Here is a 17,584-nt window from a genome sequence, read left to right on the forward strand (position 1 = left end):
CGGCAGTAAAATTCAGCAGACTTAATATGTGCTATATCTGTTTAACACAATCTCCCGGAACTTTTCTCCCGAATAAAAATACTCTGTTTTTCCATTTGCCTTCATCGTGAATAACCATTTGAAATTTATACGCCACCTGCGCGGGTGTTAATTCCGATGGATTCAAATTGTCCTTAATTGCATCTGTATGTATCCTGTAATTCAGTTTGGAAGTAGCTTCTATCCACTTCTTTGGTGACATTGTAAATGCGTTTGCTCCTGCCTGCTTTTTAAGCCCCTCGAATTCGAGGGGTTTAAAATCTGGATTATGAAGCTTTTCCCATAATCCCAATAATTCTATCACATCTCGATTTCTCATCCAATTTTGTATAACCGCTGTTGGGTCATCACTTTTATATCGAGTTATATCCGTCAATGAAATAATTTCATTTTCAAAGTCCTGTGTTTAATACCAATATCTCCTCCTGCAATAATATCATAAACATTCTCAAACATAGTAACTCCTTCTCCAAATTCCACCTTCACATTTATCGTACTATCTGGTGATTTGTGGGACAAAAGTACAATGGATTCAACGGTATTACCTTTCTCCCACAAAAGTCGCCTTACTTCTTGACCATCCTTATATATAGGGAAGTTAAACTCTATTGACTTCAAAGGGTTCTCTGACTCTCCATTTGGATATATTTGAATTTCCTTTATGAGGTAAGTGATAAGGCTTTTCTTTTCTTCATCGCTTATTATATCATAGAGCTTTCCGAAATTCAGCATAAGCTTGTAAATATTGTCCAGAGTGATTGCTTCCATTTCAATGGAACTTCTTCTGAGCTTTACATCTTCAATCCGTTCTTCCAGCTCCACAATCGTATCATACAAACCATCAAGCCTTAATGTCATATCATGGATTTTTCTTTCTCTGAAACGAGCATCAATAGGCAGATTATCAATCTCTCTCTCCAGACGAGCTTTGTTCAAATCCACTTCTTTCAGCTTACTCTCATAATTAGCAAGTTCCTTATCAATGGCAGTAGTATCAGTCTGTACACCAATACGCTTTTCTATCTCTTTAGCAAAATATTTATCACTTACCAATTCCTTAACAGCCTCAATTACAAGTGGTTCAATGTCTGTTTTTCTAAGAGATGCCTTGTAATCACAATGATGTCCTCTCTCTTGCTTGTTTCTACCGCAGATATAATAGTAAACTTCTTTGTATGTGCCATCTTTATTCGTCCATGCGTGTTTATTCGTATACATTGAGCTTCCACAAAGAGGACACTTTAATATTCCCGTTAAAAGATGTGACCTGTCCTTGCCAATTTTTGACGGCTGCTTGATTCCCGTCAATGCCCGTTTCGCATGGACTTTCTGCCAGAGTTCCTCGCTGACAATTCCCTCATGCTGCCCATCCTCTAAAATATAATCATCCGTATGGACTTGCTTGTATTCATTTTTTGTCCCTTTTACCTTTTCCCGTGTCCTTCTGCCATAAGCAATTTTCCCACAATAAACAGGGTTGTCTAATATCTGCCGTATTAAATGATTACTCCATGTTTCCAACTTCCCATTCTGACGGGGTATCTTCTTTATCCCTTGTAAATTAAGATATTTTGCTACTCCGCCAAGCCCTATGTCTGAACTGGCAAACTTATCAAATATAATTCGGATTGCGTCAGCTTCAGTTTCTTCTATTAAAAGCTGGTTATCTTTTAGATAATATCCATACGGTGCAAAGCCGCCGTTCCAGCCACCCTGCCGAGCTTTTTCCCTGCGTCCGTTCATCGTCTGCTCAATGATATTTTCTCTCTCAATTTCTGCGACCGCAGATAATACAGAAATTAAAAGTTTTCCGCTTGTCTGGGATGAATCAATACCTTCCTCAATGCAAATAAGATTTATTCCGTATGATTGAACAAACTCCAACGAATTTAGAATATCTGCTGCGTTTCTTCCAAAGCGTGAAAGCTTATAAACCAGAATATAATCTATCTCCAATCCGTTCTTTATATCGGAAAGCATCTTCTTAAATGCGGGGCGTCCCTCAATAGATTTTCCCGATTTACCTGCATCTTCATAAATGCCGACAATATCCATTTCTTCTCGGTCAGCAAATCGTTTTAAGCTATTTTTCTGCCCCTCAAGACTATATCCATCCACCTGCATTTCAGTACTTACTCTCGGATACAGGACACATTTCTTTCCTTCTCTGTTCATTGTACCACCTCCGATAATTTAGGAAAATGTGATATGTAAGGTTGCGTAAACCTACGCAACGCTATCCAGTTCCTGCAAAACAAATCTTCCGTATTTTTCAACCACCTGCACCATAGCTTTGATAAATGCATCAAAATTTTTCGCTTCATCAACCATGCTATCGTGCGGCTGTTCTGCATCTGGGGATGTTTTAACATTTTCCATCTGGCTACCTCCGCAAAATAAAGCGGCTGTGTACCCTAAATTATAGAGATACAGCCGCTGTCTGACCAATGTGCAAATTCCTCCGTTTTTGCTACTTTGCACATTTCTTTTCAGGTCTGTTATTGAGTGAAATACTAATGGCAAGAGCCTTATCAACTCTTGCCATTATGTTATCGGGCATCATTCCCATATACTGTTTTAACCGCTGCTTATCAAGCGTCCGTATCTGCTCAAGCAGGATAACGGAGTCCTTATCAAGCCCCTCAAAATCTGTTACTGAAGTATGTGTTGGTAATTTTGCTTTTGTGTGTACTCGGCTCGTAATCGCTGCAATAATAACTGTCGGGCTGTGTTTGTTCCCAGTATTGTTGGAGATAATAAGCACAGGTCTTGTGCCTCCCTGCTCTGAACCGACAACGGGATTAAGTTCTGCGTAGAAAACATCTCCACGCCTTATTATTCTTTCCATAGTGTTTGACCTCCTATCTGGAAAAGGCAGGCGTAACCTGCCTATGTAACAGCCAGATACAAGGAAGTATTTAAGGTCGGGAGAGCATAAACCAAACTCTGTTTCCATAGACCGCCCTGCATCTGGCTTTATGATAAGAGCATTTCAATTTGTCCTCGACACCCCGAAATGCTATGGGAAGTCGCCAAACGGTCAGCAGCTAACTGACGCCACGGGAGTTCCACCCCAACTGTCGTTCTGACAGAGCCGCCCTCATTGCCTGCGACGGTTTAATCACGCTCGGACTATGACTGGACGGGAGTACCATTATTCTCTTTGTGGGTCATGGCGAAATCGGGAGCTGCCCGATATTTTGAGTCGGTATTAATCCGCTCACCACCTTTCATCGCTATTCTGCTTGTCGGCAGGTCATGGCGTACCGCTGCACACGCTTATGCTCATCACAATCACAAAGAGGAAGTATTTGACGAATGAGTATTCGGTTGTCAAGGAACAATCCCGTTTTCGCCACACAAAGGAAAACTGGGTGAGAGGATTTTCCTCTCACCCAGTAGCCGATGGGAAACCATGAAATTCCCCTCTAACTCAAAAATTTTTTAATTTTTTCTTTGAGCCTGTCCATTCGCCTGTAAACAGACTTCACCGTCACACCAAGCCGCAAAGCGATTTCACGGTAACTAAAACCTTGTATCTTTAACAGCACAGCTTGTAGGGTAAGACTGTCAACCTCAATCAAAATCTGATAAAGACGCTCATTTTCGATACTGTCCAGAAAATCATCAACCGTCTTTACCTCGGATGGTGGGTCACTCTCGGCAACTTCTTCCAGATATGTACCTGCTTCCTGCAATTTCTCATAGTACCGTCTGTCGGAATTAAATATTGCCCAATCGTGAATACGGAGCCGTTCTATGGTATCCTCGCTGACTCCCAACTCACGCAGTTTCTTTTCTTCGGCTTCTTTCCAGAGCCGCCATTTCTTTTCTTCTTTGGCTTTGTTGTAAGCCATAGCCGTGCACCTCCAATCTGAATTTTTTGAAAATCCAGATTGGCAGGTGGCGAACGGCAGCCTACGCCAAAAACAGGCTTGTCCTGTATTCTGACAAAAAGCAACACAAAAAAATCCGCAAAGGCTGTCACACCTAAGCGGATATAAGCATATTTAATTCTGTTGTATAGAGATTTAGCTTCTACTTCAAGGGTATAAGAGTGCCACGCACACACAAGGATTTTTTTAATGAATTATCGATGCTATGTAGATAGCTGCTGCTTCGGATAAGCAGCACGGTTGTCGTATATGACCAGCACATAGAAAATCCCTCCAAACTCAAAACGGGTTTGAAGGGTATCAACAATTCATCTGGGCATAGCGAAACCGCCCACCAAAGCACCGTTTTTTTTATTTGGTGGGCTTGCCCAAAGTATTTAGAAAAACAGCGTATAGCTTTATTTTGCCATACGCTGTTTTGAAAGAGAAAGAGCCGATGATCTGTGAGAGTGTTTCATCGGCTCTGCGCCTATGCGTCTGGCTCTTTGATGACTGTTATTTTTGATCTTGGACATCAATAACTGTTTCTTGCTTACATTTCGGGCAGTAGAGAGGAAATTTTTTGATTACTGTGTCCCTTCGGATTTTGTCACGAGTTTTATTTCCACAAACCGGAATTTTATCCCTTCTGCATCTTCCATCTTGATATCTCTTCTCTCAAGTCTTATTTTTTTATTTTAGCATAAGGATGTTGCGTTTGATTTGCTCAATAACCTCTATGAACGCCTCATCGCTCTGTCCTGTCGGATCAGGCAATCCCCAATTATCATCAAATGCTCGGCCGATATAAGGGCAGCCTACATCGCAGCCCATAGAGATAGCAACATCAGGCGTGGGAATTTGGTCGATTGTCTTGCTGTACTGTGTTTGCTCCATATCAATACCGTAAAGCTGTTTTATCAGCCGTACCGCGTCTTGGTTGATCTGCGGTTTGGTTTCCGTGCCTGCGGAATAGAAGTCAAACTTATCTCCAGCAAAATGTTTACCCAGCGCCTCCGCAATCTGACTGCGGCAGGAATTGTGAACACAAATAAATGCAATTTTTTTCATGTTGACCTCCATTATAGTGATAGAAGCATATCGCCTTTAACTTCTTCCGCACTCCAAGCAATCAGAGCAACCTTTCCGTTTGCGTGTGAATCTACTTTTTTGATCCATTCCACTTCATTACTTGCCTTAACAGAAAGCATTTGATTCGTGCTTCCCGTCTGATAGAGCGATTGATTGATAACCCACCACTTTGTCGCAATTTGCGCTCGTTTCAGGTCATATTCCAAACGGAGGGCTTCATATACGGGCGTTGCTTCGGGAAGTGTGACAATGATTACTTCGGTTTCTGTGCCTTTCAGACGGGGCAGCAGGCGTTTAACGGATTCTGGCGTTTCGCCCTTTGTGCGCTGAATTTCCTTATCATAGCTTTCCGTAGATTCCAACAGAAGCAGGGTATGCCCGGTGGGAGCCGTGTCTATAACGACTATTTCATCATCAGCTTTTTCTACGATTTCAGCAAATGCCCGGAACACAGCGATTTCCTGTGTACAGGGAGAACGAAGATCTTCTTCAATATAGGCAATATCTTCATCTGACATATTGTTTTCCTGTGCTTTCGCAAGCACTTCATTTTGGTATTTTTTCAGTTCAGCCGCTTCATCAATATGACTCATGGTAATACCATTTTGTTCTTCCAGTACAAATTTAAGATGAGCAGCCGGGTCGGTGGTCGTTAAATGCACCTTTTTTCCGCATTTAGAAAGTCCCAAAGCAATCGCTGCCGCAACAGTAGTCTTTCCTACGCCCCCTTTTCCCATTGTGAAGATAACCTTTTTATTTTGTGCGTTGAGTTCATCTACAATATCCGTCAGAGAATGAAGATGTTCGGCGTTGATCTTTTCATCACGCAGAATATGGCGATCCTCGGTCAGCATTGCCCGAACATTGTCTATTCCGGTAATGTTGTAAGCACGCAAGGGGATTTCATACTGCTGCATTGATTTTAGTTCTTCCGGCATTTCGGAAAGTGCGATCTGCTGCTTGTGATGAAGTTCCGAAGATACTTCATCATCAAACTGTGTCAGCACACCGTTAATAACCAAAACCTGATTACAAACGCCAAGTTCTTTCAGTTCAGCCGATGCTCTGTATGCTTCCTTTAATGGAGCAGCTTCCGGTCTTGTTACGAGAATCAGTGTAGTCTTTGAACCGTCGGCAAGGGTTTCCACCGCCTCTTTGTAGACGGCTTTTCTGCTTTCAAGACCTGACAACTGTCCAAGGCAGGACGCTCCGTGTGTGCTCTCACTGATAAAATTGCTCCAAGCGGAAGGCAACTGCAACATACGGAGTGTGTGTCCTGTCGGCGCTGTGTCAAAGATGATATAATCATATTTCAGTTGCACTTCATCATCTGTGATGAAATTGGAAAACTCATTAAACGCAGCAATTTCTATGGTACAGGAACCGGACAACTGTTCCTCCATATTGACGATAACCGAATCCGGCAGTTTACCACGGTAGGGAGCAATTACACTTTCCCGATACTCCGCCGCCGCTTCAATCGGATTTAAATTCGCCACGACAAGTTTCGGTACATCCGGAATCGGAACACCTTTATTGTTCAGTTCCATCGAAAAAACATCCTGCAAATTGGATGCCGGATCAGTACTAACCAACAGAACCTTTTTTCCTGCATCCGCAAGGGATACCGCCGTAGCGCAGGCGGTCGAGGTTTTACCCACGCCGCCTTTACCCGTAAAGAACAGATACTGTGTCAGGTCAATTTTTTTCAGATCAAATCTTTCCATCAACAACAGCCTCCTTCACAGCAGCATCCGCCGGATTTTTGTTCACCCAAAGAACCTTTCGGCAATTCAAGCCACTGTGTAAATTCGTCGTTGGTCGGATAGCGACCGGAGATAGCAAGTTCGCCATCTACTATTGTTACGGGCAACTTATCAGCACCGTATAACTGTACGAAATCGTTGACAATCTTATTGTTGATAAAAACCATCGGAGCATTGGAAAGGTTAAACCGTTTTACGGTAATGCCTTTTTGCTTCAAGGTGTTGAGAACGGTGGAGATACGAAGCAATTCGGGATCGACGCTTACGCCGCAAAGTCCGGTTGAGCAACACATAGCGGGTTCAAAGATTTCAATGTTTTTCATAGTAGTTACCTCTTTCTTAATTTTTTATTATTTAACGGGAAACCATTTCTGCGTCTTGTTCGCAATTTTGACCAAGAACAGCATTACGGGAACCTCGGTTAAAACACCGACAGTTGTTGCCAAAGCAGCTGGTGAAGTTGTTCCAAAGAGAGCAATCGCTACTGCTACAGCCAGTTCAAAGAAATTTGATGCACCGATCATTCCGGCTGGAGCCGCAATTTTGTAGGGCAGTTTCAAAAGTCTGCAAGCCACATAAGCTATCGCAAAGATCAGGAATGTCTGCAAAATCAGCGGTACGGCAATCAGAACGATATGCAGCGGATTTTCCAAGATCACATTGCCTTGGAATGAGAAAATCATAATCAGCGTCAGCAGAAGTCCGATGGTGGTAATACCGTCAAACTTCTTAACAAAGGTGTTTTCAAAATAATCTGTGCCTTTCCTTTTCAAAACAAAATACCTTGTTAGCATACCGCCCGCCAAAGGAATGACAACGAACAGAACGACCGATAAAATCAGCGTATCCCACGGAACGGATACATTGGAAACACCCAGCAGGAATTTTACGATTGGCACAAAGGCGACGAGAATAATCAAATCATTCGTTGCCACTTGCACCACGGTGTAGGCAGGATCGCCCTTTGTCAAGCTGCTCCACACAAACACCATCGCCGTACACGGAGCGGCACCGAGCAATACTGCTCCGGCAAGATATTCCGTAGCAAGGTCGGGCGTGATGAACGCCTTGAAAATTACGAAGAAGAACAGGCTTGCAATACCATACATCGTAAACGGTTTGACTAGCCAGTTTGTAACCCAAGTCACAAACAATCCCTTTGGATTTTTTCCGACATTCTTAATGCTTCTGAAGTCTACCTTCATCATCATCGGATAAATCATTAGCCAAATGAGTATTGCCATCGGAATAGATACTTTGGCATATTCAAACTGATTCAGAAAATCGGGTATCTGCGGCAAAAACTGACCGATCAGCACGCCGACTATCATGCAGAAGATAACCCATAATGTCAAATATTTTTGAAAGATACTGATTCCGCTTTTATCTTTATTCATCGTTTTTACTCCTTTCGGTTTGGTAACACAGCTTTTTTTCCTTACATTTCTTGCAGGCTTCTTGATCCGCTAAGTAGGTCGAAAGCTCCGGCAAGTGTTCGGTCAAATACTGCCATAATGTGCTGTGGTCTTGCTTGAATTCAGAACTAATGCTGTAATAAGTCCATTGTGCATCTTTTTGGCTGCTTACAATACCGCACTTTTTCAGTATCGTTAGATGCCGTGATACATTGGATTGCGTCAGATTCAATGTCGCCTCAATTTCACAGACGCACAATTCCCTCTCTATCAGCAAGGAGAGAATTCGCAGCCTGCTTTCCTCTGCAAGTGCTTTAAATATATCTGTCATATCATCACCTCTTATTCGTATATGCTCATTCACTCATATACTATGCTGAAAAGCTGCCGTTTGTTACAACGACTCAGCTTTTTTATTATTTCAGAACCCAAGTTTATTTAACAGCTTTTCAACATCGGCGGCTTTCAGCACCTTGCCCATAGATACAACCTTTTCGTTTACAACGAGAGCAGGCATGCTCATAACGCCGTATTTCATTACCTTCTGCATATCGGTGATATATTCGACTTCCACAGATAATCCCATTGCTTTCACAGCTTCTTTTGCATTTTCATATTGATCGTGGCAGGATTTGCAACCTGCCCCCAAGACCTTAATGCAGCATATTCCGTCTTTCGCTTCTGCACAGCAGTCATTTGTGATTTCACTTACCTCACTTGTAGGACAGCCGCAGTTGCAAGCGCAAGTGGGGGTTTTCTTTTCTTCTCCCTCTTTCTTACCAAAGTTAAACAGTGCCATAATCAATTACCTCCAAGATTTAATTAAATTAAAATATTAAAATTCGAATCAAAACATATACAATCCAATGAACAAATTTTTCATCTGCCATCACCCCCCACAGCAACACACACAGCCGCAGTTTGGCGTAACATCTGTCATACCGCCTTTTTCACGAAGAACAGGTGGTACCCAGCCGGTATCATCACCTACATAAGTAATCGCACCTACTGGGCAGTTTTCTCCGCAATAATGACAGTGAACCACACAGCTATCGGGATTTGTAACCACCGAGGATGGTGCTTTCGACTTGTCATATACTGAATGAGGACAGTTATTTACGCAAGTTCCGCATTCAATACAAGATAGAACATCCACTACGGGATACCATTTATTTGCCATTTTTATTTCCTCCGTTTTCTATATAATCATTGGCTGTATCAGATTAAAGAAGTAGCCGACAATGATAATTCCTACCGTACAAATTGCAATGAAGATACCAAGCAATTTCGGTTTGACTGCCTTGCGAAGCATAATCATAGACGGCAAAGACAAAGTGGTAACTGCCATCATAAAGGACAGAACAACGCCGAGTAAAGCTCCCTTTGCAAGCAAAGCTTCCGCAATCGGGATTGTTCCGAAAATATCCGCATACATTGGAACGCCTGCAATCGTTGCAAGAATAACACCAAATGGATTATTATCGCCAAGTACCTTCACAATAAATTCTTCGGGTATCCAGTTGTGAATAATCGCTCCGATACCAACACCAATCAGAATATAAGGTATTACCTTTTTGGCGGTGGCAACAACCTGTTCCCACGCATATTTCAGACGGTCTTTGAAACGCAATTCTTCCTGTGGTACATCAAGCGACCGACCGTTACGGATAAATTCCTCCACTTGATTTTCAAGGTGTAATTTTTCAATCAGTGTGCCACCTGTGACAGCTATTATAAGTCCAAGTACCACATAGATAATTGCAACTTTCCATCCGAAAATGCTCATCAGCAGTACAAGACTTCCAAGGTCAACCATCGGAGAGGAAATGAGGAACGAAAAGGTTACGCCAAGCGGTAAACCAGCACTTGTAAATCCTATAAACAGAGGAATTGACGAACAGGAACAAAACGGTGTTACCGTACCAAGCAGAGCAGCAATAATATTTGCCCATATTCCGTGAAATCTGCCAAGTATCTTTTTGGTTCTCTCTGGTGGGAAGTAGCTTTGAATATACGAGATAATCAAAATTAAAACGCACAGCAGAACAATTATTTTAATTGTATCATAGACAAAAAACTGAACACTGCTGCCAATCCTGCTTGTGGTATCTAAACCGCAAGCGTTCAAAATCGTGCCTATGAGCCGATTTAGCCATTGCATACCGAGGATTTCGTTTTGAAAGAAATCCCACGCTGTTTTAAACGCTTCCATATAAAACTCCCTCCATAAATAGATAAATTGAAAAGTTTCTATTTGTCTGCTTTTTTATAAGTCGTGCAGAAAAGATTTTGGAAATTCCCTTACTTTTCATAACACGACTTATCGCTACAAGTATTACTTATACTTGTCAATTCCCGTAAGCATTTTACTGCATACTCTGTACCTTCTAATGAAATAGAGTAGTGCATCCATTTGCCTTCTTTTCTACCTATTACAATTCCAGAGTCACAAAGTATTTTCATATGATGTGATAGTGTGGGTTGTGTAACATTGATTTCCTCAAGAATTTTACAAGCACATTTTTCTCCTGTACTCAAGAGTTTGATAATGCGAATACGATTTTCATCACAAAATGCTTTAAAAATTGTTGCTGTTCTCTTTTCATCAATATTCAACAAGATCACCTCCCATAGATGAATGTCTATATGTTATTATATGCAACAGATAGATGTTTGTCAATAAGTTCTTGAAAATTTTTCAGATATTTATGTACGGAGAGCGTAACTCTCCGTGACTTAATAGGAAGGTGTCCCATAACCATAAATCGAGCTACTTCCAACTGTATATTGGTTTTGCCTGCAGGCATCGCCAGAGTTGCCTTCCACGGTATAGACCGTGCCATTTTCGACACGCTCCACAATACCCACATGGTCGGTTTCTCCGTCGCCCTCCCAATCGAAAAAGATAATATCGCCTGCCGACGGCTCATAGCTACGGTCTTGCCATTGTCCGTTTGACTTGAACCAGTTTGCACCGTCCACGCAGCCTGCAAATTTCGGGATAAGCCCGCTTTCGATATATCCGCATTGGTCGGCACACCACGACACAAAGCAGGCACACCATTCCACACGCCCGTCAAAGCCGTACCAACTCCAATAAGGCTGACCACCCTCATTTCCGAGCTGTGTTAAGGCAACCTCAACAATGGCTTGGTTTCCTCCGCTTGTGAACGCCCGTCCGTATGGATAATACCGTAGCACATGAGCGACATACTGCGTATCGCCGTAGCTATCCCAACCTAACCGTGCCGCCTGCGTTGTAGAAAACTCCACCGCATTTGCATAAGAATAGCCGCCGTAATTACTCTTAGCCCATGAAATATAGCCATTCCCGAAGTTGTATCCCTGCAAAGCGAGCTTGATATGCTCCATATCAATGGGATTTTCCACTTCGGCAGCGTTTAGGCATGCCGCTAAATTCTGAATGCCCACATTGATGGAATACTCTGGGTCGGTAATGCCGTTTGGCGTATTCGGATAACGGGTGTTGTAACCACACTCCGATGCCTGCATAGGGTCGCTGCCTTGTCCGCCAGACTCCTGCATCATAACCGCCTTGATAAGCTCCACATATTCGGGGATACCGTGCTGTTTGGCGTACTGTTGTATCAATGGCTCATAGGCTTCCACCTGAGCACTGACAGGAGTATAGGCGTTGCTGCCGCTGCCACCGCCAAACAGGGAAACGGCACAGCCGAGCAGGACAACAATGAGGATAATCACAACCGCAATCCAACCGCCTGCAATTAAAGCAGAAATCAGAGCTTTTGTTCCTGCAATAATCGCCTTGACTGCCGTAATGGTGGCTCTGACCGTGGCTTTCGTTGCTTCGGCTGTTGCCTTTGCGGTAGCTTTTGCTGCCTGTGTTGCCTGTTGAGTGGCTTTGGCAGAAGCCTTTGCCGCTGCCTGTGCCGTCTTTACTGATGTTTCCGTCGTTTTAATTGCCGCCTTAGAGGTCGCCTCTGCGGTTTTAATCCCTTTTTCAGTAATCTTGACCGTTCCTTTAGCGGTTGTTTTTACCGTTTTTTCTACATTTCGGGCTGTCGTCTTAATCGTCTTTTGCCCCTGCTGTCGGGTTTTTATCAACTGCGATTTTGCCGTCTGGGAAACATCGGGAGCAGAGGAACGACTTGCAGCCCCGTGTCGGATCTGCAAGCCGTGTTGTTCTGCCATATTCTGCGCCGCTTTGTGCTCTGCGGCTTTGGCGGCCCGTTTTTGCTTGAAATCGGCTATCTTATCCTTTGCTTTGACGATATTCTCCTGCGTGGTCTTAACACCTTTCTGACCCTGTTTGTTAAATTGATGGATGCCCTCGTCCTTTGCACGGTCTGCGGCATAAGAAATCCTGTCCGCAGCATACTCCGTGGCAGAGTTTTCATCAGCATAACAGCTCTGTTCCGCCTTGTCCTTTGTCTTGGCATAAGCGGTTTTCATTCGCTCTGAAGCAATGGCGGCTTTGTCTATGGTCTTAATCGTGCCTCTGACCGCATCTCTGGTTTTAATATCAGCCATAGAAAACCTCCTTTCCCAGAGGATTTGCGTTCAAATCAGCCTACCTTTTTTGCCACCACGACGAGCCTGCCGTTCTGTGCGGAGTATTCACAGGTGGAAAGGGTAATGAGCCTGTCGCCGTATTCGGCGGTCACGCCTGTGTCATACAAGGCAAGTTCCTTGCACTTCCCGACATAGGCATCAAATTCTTCCTCATTCTCCGCATCAACAAAATCATAGTAACGGTAGCCCTCAGAGCTGTACGCCACGGTCTTGAACACGGCGACGATTTCATATTCTGCCTGCTCTGTGAGAGTATCAAACTGAATGGTCTTGTGTTCCTCATAAAGGCTTTTGGATTTGTAATTCTCCAAAGCACCGAACATCTTTCCACCCTTGATGTGATGACCGTATATAACCAGATTGTCGCTTGTGGCAATATCGCAATTCTCCTGCACATAAGGCGTACCTAAATCACTGTATTCCTTTTCAAAATTGTGCTTCAGATAAAAATTCGGGTTATTCTTGCTTTGCATCACGGGATAGTTGATTGTTGTGCCGGCAATGGAAATCCAACCGACCATATCCTCATTCTGCATATACAATTCCTGATACTTGGCAAGCACATCGTCTCCCTCGCTGGCAGGGGCATCGTCTGGTACGATTTCCTCCGTGGGAGCCTGCTCTACCATTTCGGCAATCTCTTCAAAGGCTTCCGTCTGCTCGTCCACCTGTGCATAGTGATGACAAATACGGAAGCCGCAAAAAGCCGCCATACCTAACATGCACACTGCGGCGGCAACACAGATAATAGATTTATAATTCTTCATAGGCTTTTCCTTTCTTATCTTGAAATTTCCGTCTGCTTTCTGGGAGCAGAAAGCTCCCTGCAATATTCGGGGTATCTGACCTTGATACCCTCCATAAAGTAGGGAGTAAACTCACAGCAGAACAATTCCTCTGGCGTGAAATACCGTTCCCGTCCTTCCTCTGCGTACCCGTTCCAGAGATTAAAAGCAAGGTGGCATACCTTGACTGTGCCGCTTGTCTGCCAGCCGCCGTGCATACCCTCTGGCTCGATGCAGTCCTCCTTGAAATTAAACATCTGGTTGATATTCGCCCTCGTTTCCGAAGCGATACCCATTACATAGAAAAACGCCCTGTGATAGCAGTCGTTCACACTGCATTTCATCATATTTTCCAGAAAAAAATCCCGATGGGCTGTATCACGGAATTTAATCTCAGCCATAAAAGACCTCCTTTCTTAGACCTCCCCGAACTTGGTTGTCATCAATTTATAAAGCTCGGTATTGCGTGGAAACTTATTGACAAACGGCACAAGGGAGCTGCCAACTTTCAAAAGCCCCTGACCTGCACCGACATTCGTGATATAGCTCATCTGAAGGTCGGAAATGTTAAGGAGCTTGGCAAGCTCAAGCCTGTCCGTGGACGCTTGGTTGAGCATAATGATAAACTCGGAGTTCGCAAGCATCGTCCTCGCCGTATGGCTCTGCAATAGGTCGTCCACATTCTGGGTGATACCCGTACAGTACGCACCGTACTTACGCACACGCTTCCAGAGGGTAAAGAGGAAGTTTGCAGAGTATTCATGCTGGAACAGCAGATAAATCTCGTCAATGAAAATAAAAGTGTTTCTGCCTTTGGCTCTGTTCTGCGTTATACGGTTTAAGATGATGTCAAGCACGACAAGCATACCGATAGGCTGTAACTGCTTGCCCAAATCCAGAATGTCATAGCAGATAAGACGGCTGTGGGTATCAACATTCGTGTGCTTTGCAAAGGTATTAAGCGACCCGTCCGTAAACAGCTCTATCGCAAGGGCGATTTCCTGTGCTTCTGGCTCATTCTGCTTTAACAGCTCCTCACGGAAGTCCTGCAAGGTGGGCGGCGTTCCCATATAGTTGCCCTGCTGATAGTAGCGGTACACACTTGCCGTACAGCGGTCAATGATGGATTTCTGCTTTGCTCCCAAGTTCGTGCCGCCGATGAGCTGTTCGCAAAGGGATAAAATAAACTCCGATTTCAAAATGACGGGGTTTGCACCGTCACCGTAATCGGAGTTCATATCCATAGCATTGATGTGATTTTCACTTGTCGCAGAGATATGAATGACCTCTCCCTGCATTGCTTTAACAAGCGGGGAATATTCACGCTCTGGGTCAATGATGATTATATCGGCATTAGGGTCGGTCAGAATGATATTCGTCATTTCTTCCTTTGCGGTAAAGGATTTACCTGCACCCGACACACCAAGAATAAAGGAATTGCCGTTAAGGAGCTGCCTGCGGTTGGCGATAATCATATTTTTGCTGATGACATTATGACCGTAATACACACCGTTTTCGTGGTAAATTTCCTGCACACGGAACGGGATAAACACTGCAAGGCTCTCTGTTGTGAGGGTACGCAGGGCATCTATCTTCCGTACACCAAATGGCAGAGCTGTATTCAATCCGTCCATCTGCTGATATTTCAGCACCGCAAACTGGCACAAGTGCTTTCTTGCGGTAGTTAAGAGAGCTTCTGTATCATTGTCGAGCTGCTCCTTGGTATCTGCTGTATGCACCATAGTCAGCACGGCAAACATCATTCTCTGGTCACGGGTCGTCAAATCGTCCAGAAATTCCTTGCTTTCTTTTCGCTGCTGTTCCAAATCATAGGGGATAACGGCAGAAAAATTGTTGTTCTGGTTCTGCTTCCTCTGCCAATTCGTGATATTGGTTTCCACACCAAGCAGACGGTTTTCCACCTCCCGCACGGCTTCGTCCGTGGGAACGGGTATAATGTCAACAGACAACATCATATTCCTGTTCAGCTCACAAAGCTCCGCCACCATACTGTCCTTGATATAGGCGGCGTATTCTCTGAGGAAAATCACACGCCCGTATCTATCGCCCATACGGAAGTAGTCGCTCTCAAATTCAAAGGTATCGGGGCAGATAAAATCCTTGAAATCGTGACCTTTCCGCATCGTCTGGGTAATATCGAAGTGGAACGCTGTTTCTTCTCCTGTACGATAGAAGTCGTGGAAGATACGCAGCTTGTCGCCTGCGTCCAGTTCCACACACTTCGACCCCAGACGGTTAAAGTGGGCGATAAGGTCAGCACCCACACGGGCGAAGTAGTTTCGTGCTTCCTCGATATTCTTCTTGCAGACAGATACGGTTACATACTTATCCTGTACGATGGAATTAGCCCCTGTCGCCTTATCCAGAAGCATTTTGTTGTATTCCTTACGGTACTTATCCAGACCGTCATCAGCCATCGGAATTAAGATGGTCTGTTCAAAATCAGCTTTGTTCAAGCGACGGTTGTTGATAGTGAGCTTTGTGGTCGCACCGCTGTCAAGGGAATTTAGAAGCTCCGAGTATTCAAGGAACATCGCTTCCTTATCCTCACGGCTTGCCACGGCATAGTTTATATCCTCAAACTTAAAGGTCTTTGCGTACTTGTTCCTGCCGACAAGGAAAATGCCGTCCTCCCAGATTGTCTTAATCGGGATAACATTCTGTACCGACTTCGGCACGACAAACTTTTCCCTGTCCTGCTTGAACAGATTTTTAAGAGTTTTCAGCATTGTTTACCTCCTTGCTGCGTTTCGCTTTTTTCTTTTTCGATTTCTTTGGTTTTGGCGTCCTGCCTTTCTGCTTTTTCCGTACTGTCGTCAACCCTTTTTCATAGGCTTCAATGGTTGGCTTCATCGTTTCATAATAGAGATTATCTGGCAGGAACATCAGCTTTTTCGGCATCAGAAATTCTGATTTAATCCACGCCCAGACAAACTGCTCTGCGGTCATACCGTTGTATTTGATAAATCCCATAGCCGCAAAGGGGAACGCACCTAAGATACAAACCCAACTGAGGGTTTCCGTACCAAACCGTGGACGGAGAAGGAAATACAAACCCACCGCCACGCCGCAGGCAAGGACAGAAAAAATGAACTGTCTGAGGGACAGTCCAAAAAACATACTCTCCGTATAATTACGGATTTCCTTATTTATCTTGACTTCCAATCATAGCACCTCCCTTACAAGCCCATCATTTCTCTTACAACACGGTCTGCCATTTTGACCGCACCGACAAGGACGAGCATATTGAACACAAGCTCCCCGATATAGCTCCACACCATAGATACCGCAGCCGCATCGGGATTGACTACGGGCGGAGAAGAAGCAAACAGGGAAAAGATAATGCAGGCAAGCACGATAACCGCACCTTCAAGGCATACAGCGGCATAGCTCTTAATGAAGCTCTTGCCGACGCTCTGGCTCGGCTCTCCCGCAAAAGCGGAAAGGGGTACGGGTGCTATGGCAGTATAGATATACAGCTTGAAAAACCTGCCGTATACCGACATAATCATTATGAATGACAGCACCGTAATAAACAGTCCGCCTATTAGCGTGACCGCCCATAGCGGGATACTCTCAAAAAATCCGCAGTCTTCAACTGCTGTCACGATTTCCTGCGGCAACACCGTCTGCTGTGCCGAGCCAAAGCCTGCGGCATTCATAATCGTGGAAATCATACCCTGCACAATCTTAAACAGTGCCATCATCAGTTCTAATCCATAGGTCACTGCACCTTTGGCAATGGCAAAGCGGATAAACAGCTTCAACGCCTGCTCTGGTCGCTTGACTTCTGCAAAATTTCCGCAGGTACGCATTACACCCACAACAAAGAACAGCACGAGCAGGGCAAGTCCGATAGCCTGCATCGCACCGTGAATATCCACGATGACATTCCATATCGTGCCGCCCTTAAAATTCTCTGGGGATTGGGTAATGAGCTGCCATATCTCGGCTAATTTCTCATTCCAAGTGTTTAGGGCGTTCTCTAAATTCTGTACCACCCAGTTATCAGACATTTGACCACCTCCTTGATGATA

At 44.2% G+C, this 17,584-nt stretch carries 21 protein-coding genes; all 21 read right to left on the reverse strand.

Going from position 1 to position 17,584, the window contains the following annotated elements; genetic code table 11:
* Positions 1–31: 31 nt before the first annotated feature.
* The 21 genes from H9Q79_RS07840 to H9Q79_RS07940 all read right to left on the reverse strand — a co-directional run bounded on the left by H9Q79_RS07840 (position 32) and on the right by H9Q79_RS07940 (position 17,563).
* On the reverse strand, positions 32–343 hold the full coding sequence (locus H9Q79_RS07840) for a hypothetical protein (RefSeq protein ID WP_330596967.1): 312 nt from the start codon (positions 341–343) through the stop codon (positions 32–34).
* A 68-nt stretch (positions 344–411) separates the two neighbouring features.
* Positions 412–2,214 (reverse strand): recombinase family protein, encoded by a 1,803-nt coding sequence (locus tag H9Q79_RS07845; protein ID WP_249329582.1) that lies wholly within the window; start codon positions 2,212–2,214, stop codon positions 412–414.
* A 51-nt stretch (positions 2,215–2,265) separates the two neighbouring features.
* A complete protein-coding gene (locus tag H9Q79_RS07850) occupies positions 2,266–2,418 on the reverse strand; it encodes a hypothetical protein (protein WP_249329583.1) in 153 nt (50 codons plus the stop codon).
* Positions 2,419–2,509: 91 nt separating this feature from the next.
* Complete coding sequence (locus H9Q79_RS07855) at positions 2,510–2,887, reverse strand: type II toxin-antitoxin system PemK/MazF family toxin (RefSeq protein WP_118647746.1); 378 nt, start codon at positions 2,885–2,887, stop codon at positions 2,510–2,512.
* 580 nt (positions 2,888–3,467) lie between these two features.
* Positions 3,468–3,896 (reverse strand): RNA polymerase sigma factor, encoded by a 429-nt coding sequence (locus tag H9Q79_RS07860; RefSeq protein WP_118647748.1) that lies wholly within the window; start codon positions 3,894–3,896, stop codon positions 3,468–3,470.
* A 534-nt stretch (positions 3,897–4,430) separates the two neighbouring features.
* On the reverse strand, positions 4,431–4,553 hold the full coding sequence (locus H9Q79_RS07865; protein ID WP_118647776.1) for a cysteine-rich KTR domain-containing protein: 123 nt from the start codon (positions 4,551–4,553) through the stop codon (positions 4,431–4,433).
* Between the two features lie 54 nt (positions 4,554–4,607).
* Positions 4,608–4,985 (reverse strand): arsenate reductase ArsC, encoded by a 378-nt coding sequence (locus H9Q79_RS07870; protein ID WP_249329584.1) that lies wholly within the window; start codon positions 4,983–4,985, stop codon positions 4,608–4,610.
* An 11-nt stretch (positions 4,986–4,996) separates the two neighbouring features.
* On the reverse strand, positions 4,997–6,733 hold the full coding sequence (arsA, locus tag H9Q79_RS07875) for an arsenical pump-driving ATPase (protein ID WP_118647752.1): 1,737 nt from the start codon (positions 6,731–6,733) through the stop codon (positions 4,997–4,999).
* Positions 6,733–7,095: an arsenite efflux transporter metallochaperone ArsD gene (arsD, locus tag H9Q79_RS07880; protein ID WP_118647754.1), complete on the reverse strand. Its 363-nt coding sequence runs from the start codon at positions 7,093–7,095 to the stop codon at positions 6,733–6,735. The genes arsA and arsD overlap by 1 nt, the downstream gene beginning before the upstream one ends.
* 27 nt (positions 7,096–7,122) lie before the next feature.
* A complete protein-coding gene (gene arsB, locus H9Q79_RS07885; protein WP_118647756.1) occupies positions 7,123–8,169 on the reverse strand; it encodes an ACR3 family arsenite efflux transporter in 1,047 nt (348 codons plus the stop codon).
* On the reverse strand, positions 8,162–8,518 hold the full coding sequence (locus tag H9Q79_RS07890; RefSeq protein WP_118647758.1) for an ArsR/SmtB family transcription factor: 357 nt from the start codon (positions 8,516–8,518) through the stop codon (positions 8,162–8,164). Before H9Q79_RS07890 ends, arsB begins: the two co-directional genes overlap by 8 nt.
* A gap of 90 nt (positions 8,519–8,608) precedes the next feature.
* Positions 8,609–8,986: a thioredoxin family protein gene (locus H9Q79_RS07895; protein ID WP_118647760.1), complete on the reverse strand. Its 378-nt coding sequence runs from the start codon at positions 8,984–8,986 to the stop codon at positions 8,609–8,611.
* Positions 8,987–9,076: 90 nt separating this feature from the next.
* On the reverse strand, positions 9,077–9,367 hold the full coding sequence (locus H9Q79_RS07900; RefSeq protein ID WP_118647762.1) for a 4Fe-4S dicluster domain-containing protein: 291 nt from the start codon (positions 9,365–9,367) through the stop codon (positions 9,077–9,079).
* A gap of 18 nt (positions 9,368–9,385) precedes the next feature.
* A complete protein-coding gene (locus tag H9Q79_RS07905) occupies positions 9,386–10,399 on the reverse strand; it encodes a permease (protein ID WP_249329585.1) in 1,014 nt (337 codons plus the stop codon).
* Between the two features lie 89 nt (positions 10,400–10,488).
* Entirely contained in the window at positions 10,489–10,803 is a 315-nt protein-coding gene (locus tag H9Q79_RS07910) for an ArsR/SmtB family transcription factor (RefSeq protein WP_330596968.1), read from the reverse strand.
* Positions 10,804–10,923: 120 nt separating this feature from the next.
* The gene (locus H9Q79_RS07915) at positions 10,924–12,699 is read right to left on the reverse strand and encodes a lysozyme family protein (RefSeq protein ID WP_118647764.1); all 1,776 of its coding nucleotides are present in this window, start codon (positions 12,697–12,699) and stop codon (positions 10,924–10,926) included.
* A gap of 35 nt (positions 12,700–12,734) precedes the next feature.
* Positions 12,735–13,508, reverse strand: a complete 774-nt coding sequence (gene srtB / locus H9Q79_RS07920) for a class B sortase (RefSeq protein ID WP_118647766.1) — start codon at positions 13,506–13,508, stop codon at positions 12,735–12,737.
* 14 nt (positions 13,509–13,522) lie between these two features.
* A complete protein-coding gene (locus H9Q79_RS07925) occupies positions 13,523–13,927 on the reverse strand; it encodes a DUF6075 family protein (RefSeq protein WP_118647768.1) in 405 nt (134 codons plus the stop codon).
* A 15-nt stretch (positions 13,928–13,942) separates the two neighbouring features.
* The gene (locus H9Q79_RS07930; protein WP_118647770.1) at positions 13,943–16,276 is read right to left on the reverse strand and encodes a VirB4-like conjugal transfer ATPase, CD1110 family; all 2,334 of its coding nucleotides are present in this window, start codon (positions 16,274–16,276) and stop codon (positions 13,943–13,945) included.
* Positions 16,260–16,712, reverse strand: coding sequence for a PrgI family protein (locus tag H9Q79_RS07935; protein WP_118647772.1), 453 nt, complete (start codon positions 16,710–16,712; stop codon positions 16,260–16,262). The genes H9Q79_RS07930 and H9Q79_RS07935 overlap by 17 nt, the downstream gene beginning before the upstream one ends.
* A gap of 14 nt (positions 16,713–16,726) precedes the next feature.
* Positions 16,727–17,563: a VirB6/TrbL-like conjugal transfer protein, CD1112 family gene (locus tag H9Q79_RS07940; protein ID WP_118647774.1), complete on the reverse strand. Its 837-nt coding sequence runs from the start codon at positions 17,561–17,563 to the stop codon at positions 16,727–16,729.
* Positions 17,564–17,584: the final 21 nt, after the last annotated feature.

Source organism: Wansuia hejianensis (assembly GCF_014337215.1).
Taxonomy (GTDB): domain Bacteria; phylum Bacillota; class Clostridia; order Lachnospirales; family Lachnospiraceae; genus Scatomonas; species Scatomonas hejianensis.

What these genes read in the sequence shown, in the direction of transcription:
- H9Q79_RS07870 (WP_249329584.1), bottom strand. Translation starts at nt 4,985, where the DNA reads ATGAAAAAAATTGCATTTATTTGTGTTCACAATTCCTGCCGCAGTCAG.
- H9Q79_RS07925 (WP_118647768.1), bottom strand. Translation starts at nt 13,927, where the DNA reads ATGGCTGAGATTAAATTCCGTGATACAGCCCATCGGGATTTTTTTCTG.
- H9Q79_RS07895 (WP_118647760.1), bottom strand. Translation starts at nt 8,986, where the DNA reads ATGGCACTGTTTAACTTTGGTAAGAAAGAGGGAGAAGAAAAGAAAACC.
- H9Q79_RS07940 (WP_118647774.1), bottom strand. Translation starts at nt 17,563, where the DNA reads ATGTCTGATAACTGGGTGGTACAGAATTTAGAGAACGCCCTAAACACT.
- H9Q79_RS07860 (WP_118647748.1), bottom strand. Translation starts at nt 3,896, where the DNA reads ATGGCTTACAACAAAGCCAAAGAAGAAAAGAAATGGCGGCTCTGGAAA.
- arsB (WP_118647756.1), bottom strand. Translation starts at nt 8,169, where the DNA reads ATGAATAAAGATAAAAGCGGAATCAGTATCTTTCAAAAATATTTGACA.
- arsA (WP_118647752.1), bottom strand. Translation starts at nt 6,733, where the DNA reads ATGGAAAGATTTGATCTGAAAAAAATTGACCTGACACAGTATCTGTTC.
- H9Q79_RS07890 (WP_118647758.1), bottom strand. Translation starts at nt 8,518, where the DNA reads ATGACAGATATATTTAAAGCACTTGCAGAGGAAAGCAGGCTGCGAATT.
- H9Q79_RS07900 (WP_118647762.1), bottom strand. Translation starts at nt 9,367, where the DNA reads ATGGCAAATAAATGGTATCCCGTAGTGGATGTTCTATCTTGTATTGAA.
- H9Q79_RS07850 (WP_249329583.1), bottom strand. Translation starts at nt 2,418, where the DNA reads ATGGAAAATGTTAAAACATCCCCAGATGCAGAACAGCCGCACGATAGC.
- arsD (WP_118647754.1), bottom strand. Translation starts at nt 7,095, where the DNA reads ATGAAAAACATTGAAATCTTTGAACCCGCTATGTGTTGCTCAACCGGA.
- srtB (WP_118647766.1), bottom strand. Translation starts at nt 13,508, where the DNA reads ATGAAGAATTATAAATCTATTATCTGTGTTGCCGCCGCAGTGTGCATG.
- H9Q79_RS07855 (WP_118647746.1), bottom strand. Translation starts at nt 2,887, where the DNA reads ATGGAAAGAATAATAAGGCGTGGAGATGTTTTCTACGCAGAACTTAAT.
- H9Q79_RS07905 (WP_249329585.1), bottom strand. Translation starts at nt 10,399, where the DNA reads ATGGAAGCGTTTAAAACAGCGTGGGATTTCTTTCAAAACGAAATCCTC.
- H9Q79_RS07930 (WP_118647770.1), bottom strand. Translation starts at nt 16,276, where the DNA reads ATGCTGAAAACTCTTAAAAATCTGTTCAAGCAGGACAGGGAAAAGTTT.
- H9Q79_RS07845 (WP_249329582.1), bottom strand. Translation starts at nt 2,214, where the DNA reads ATGAACAGAGAAGGAAAGAAATGTGTCCTGTATCCGAGAGTAAGTACT.
- H9Q79_RS07915 (WP_118647764.1), bottom strand. Translation starts at nt 12,699, where the DNA reads ATGGCTGATATTAAAACCAGAGATGCGGTCAGAGGCACGATTAAGACC.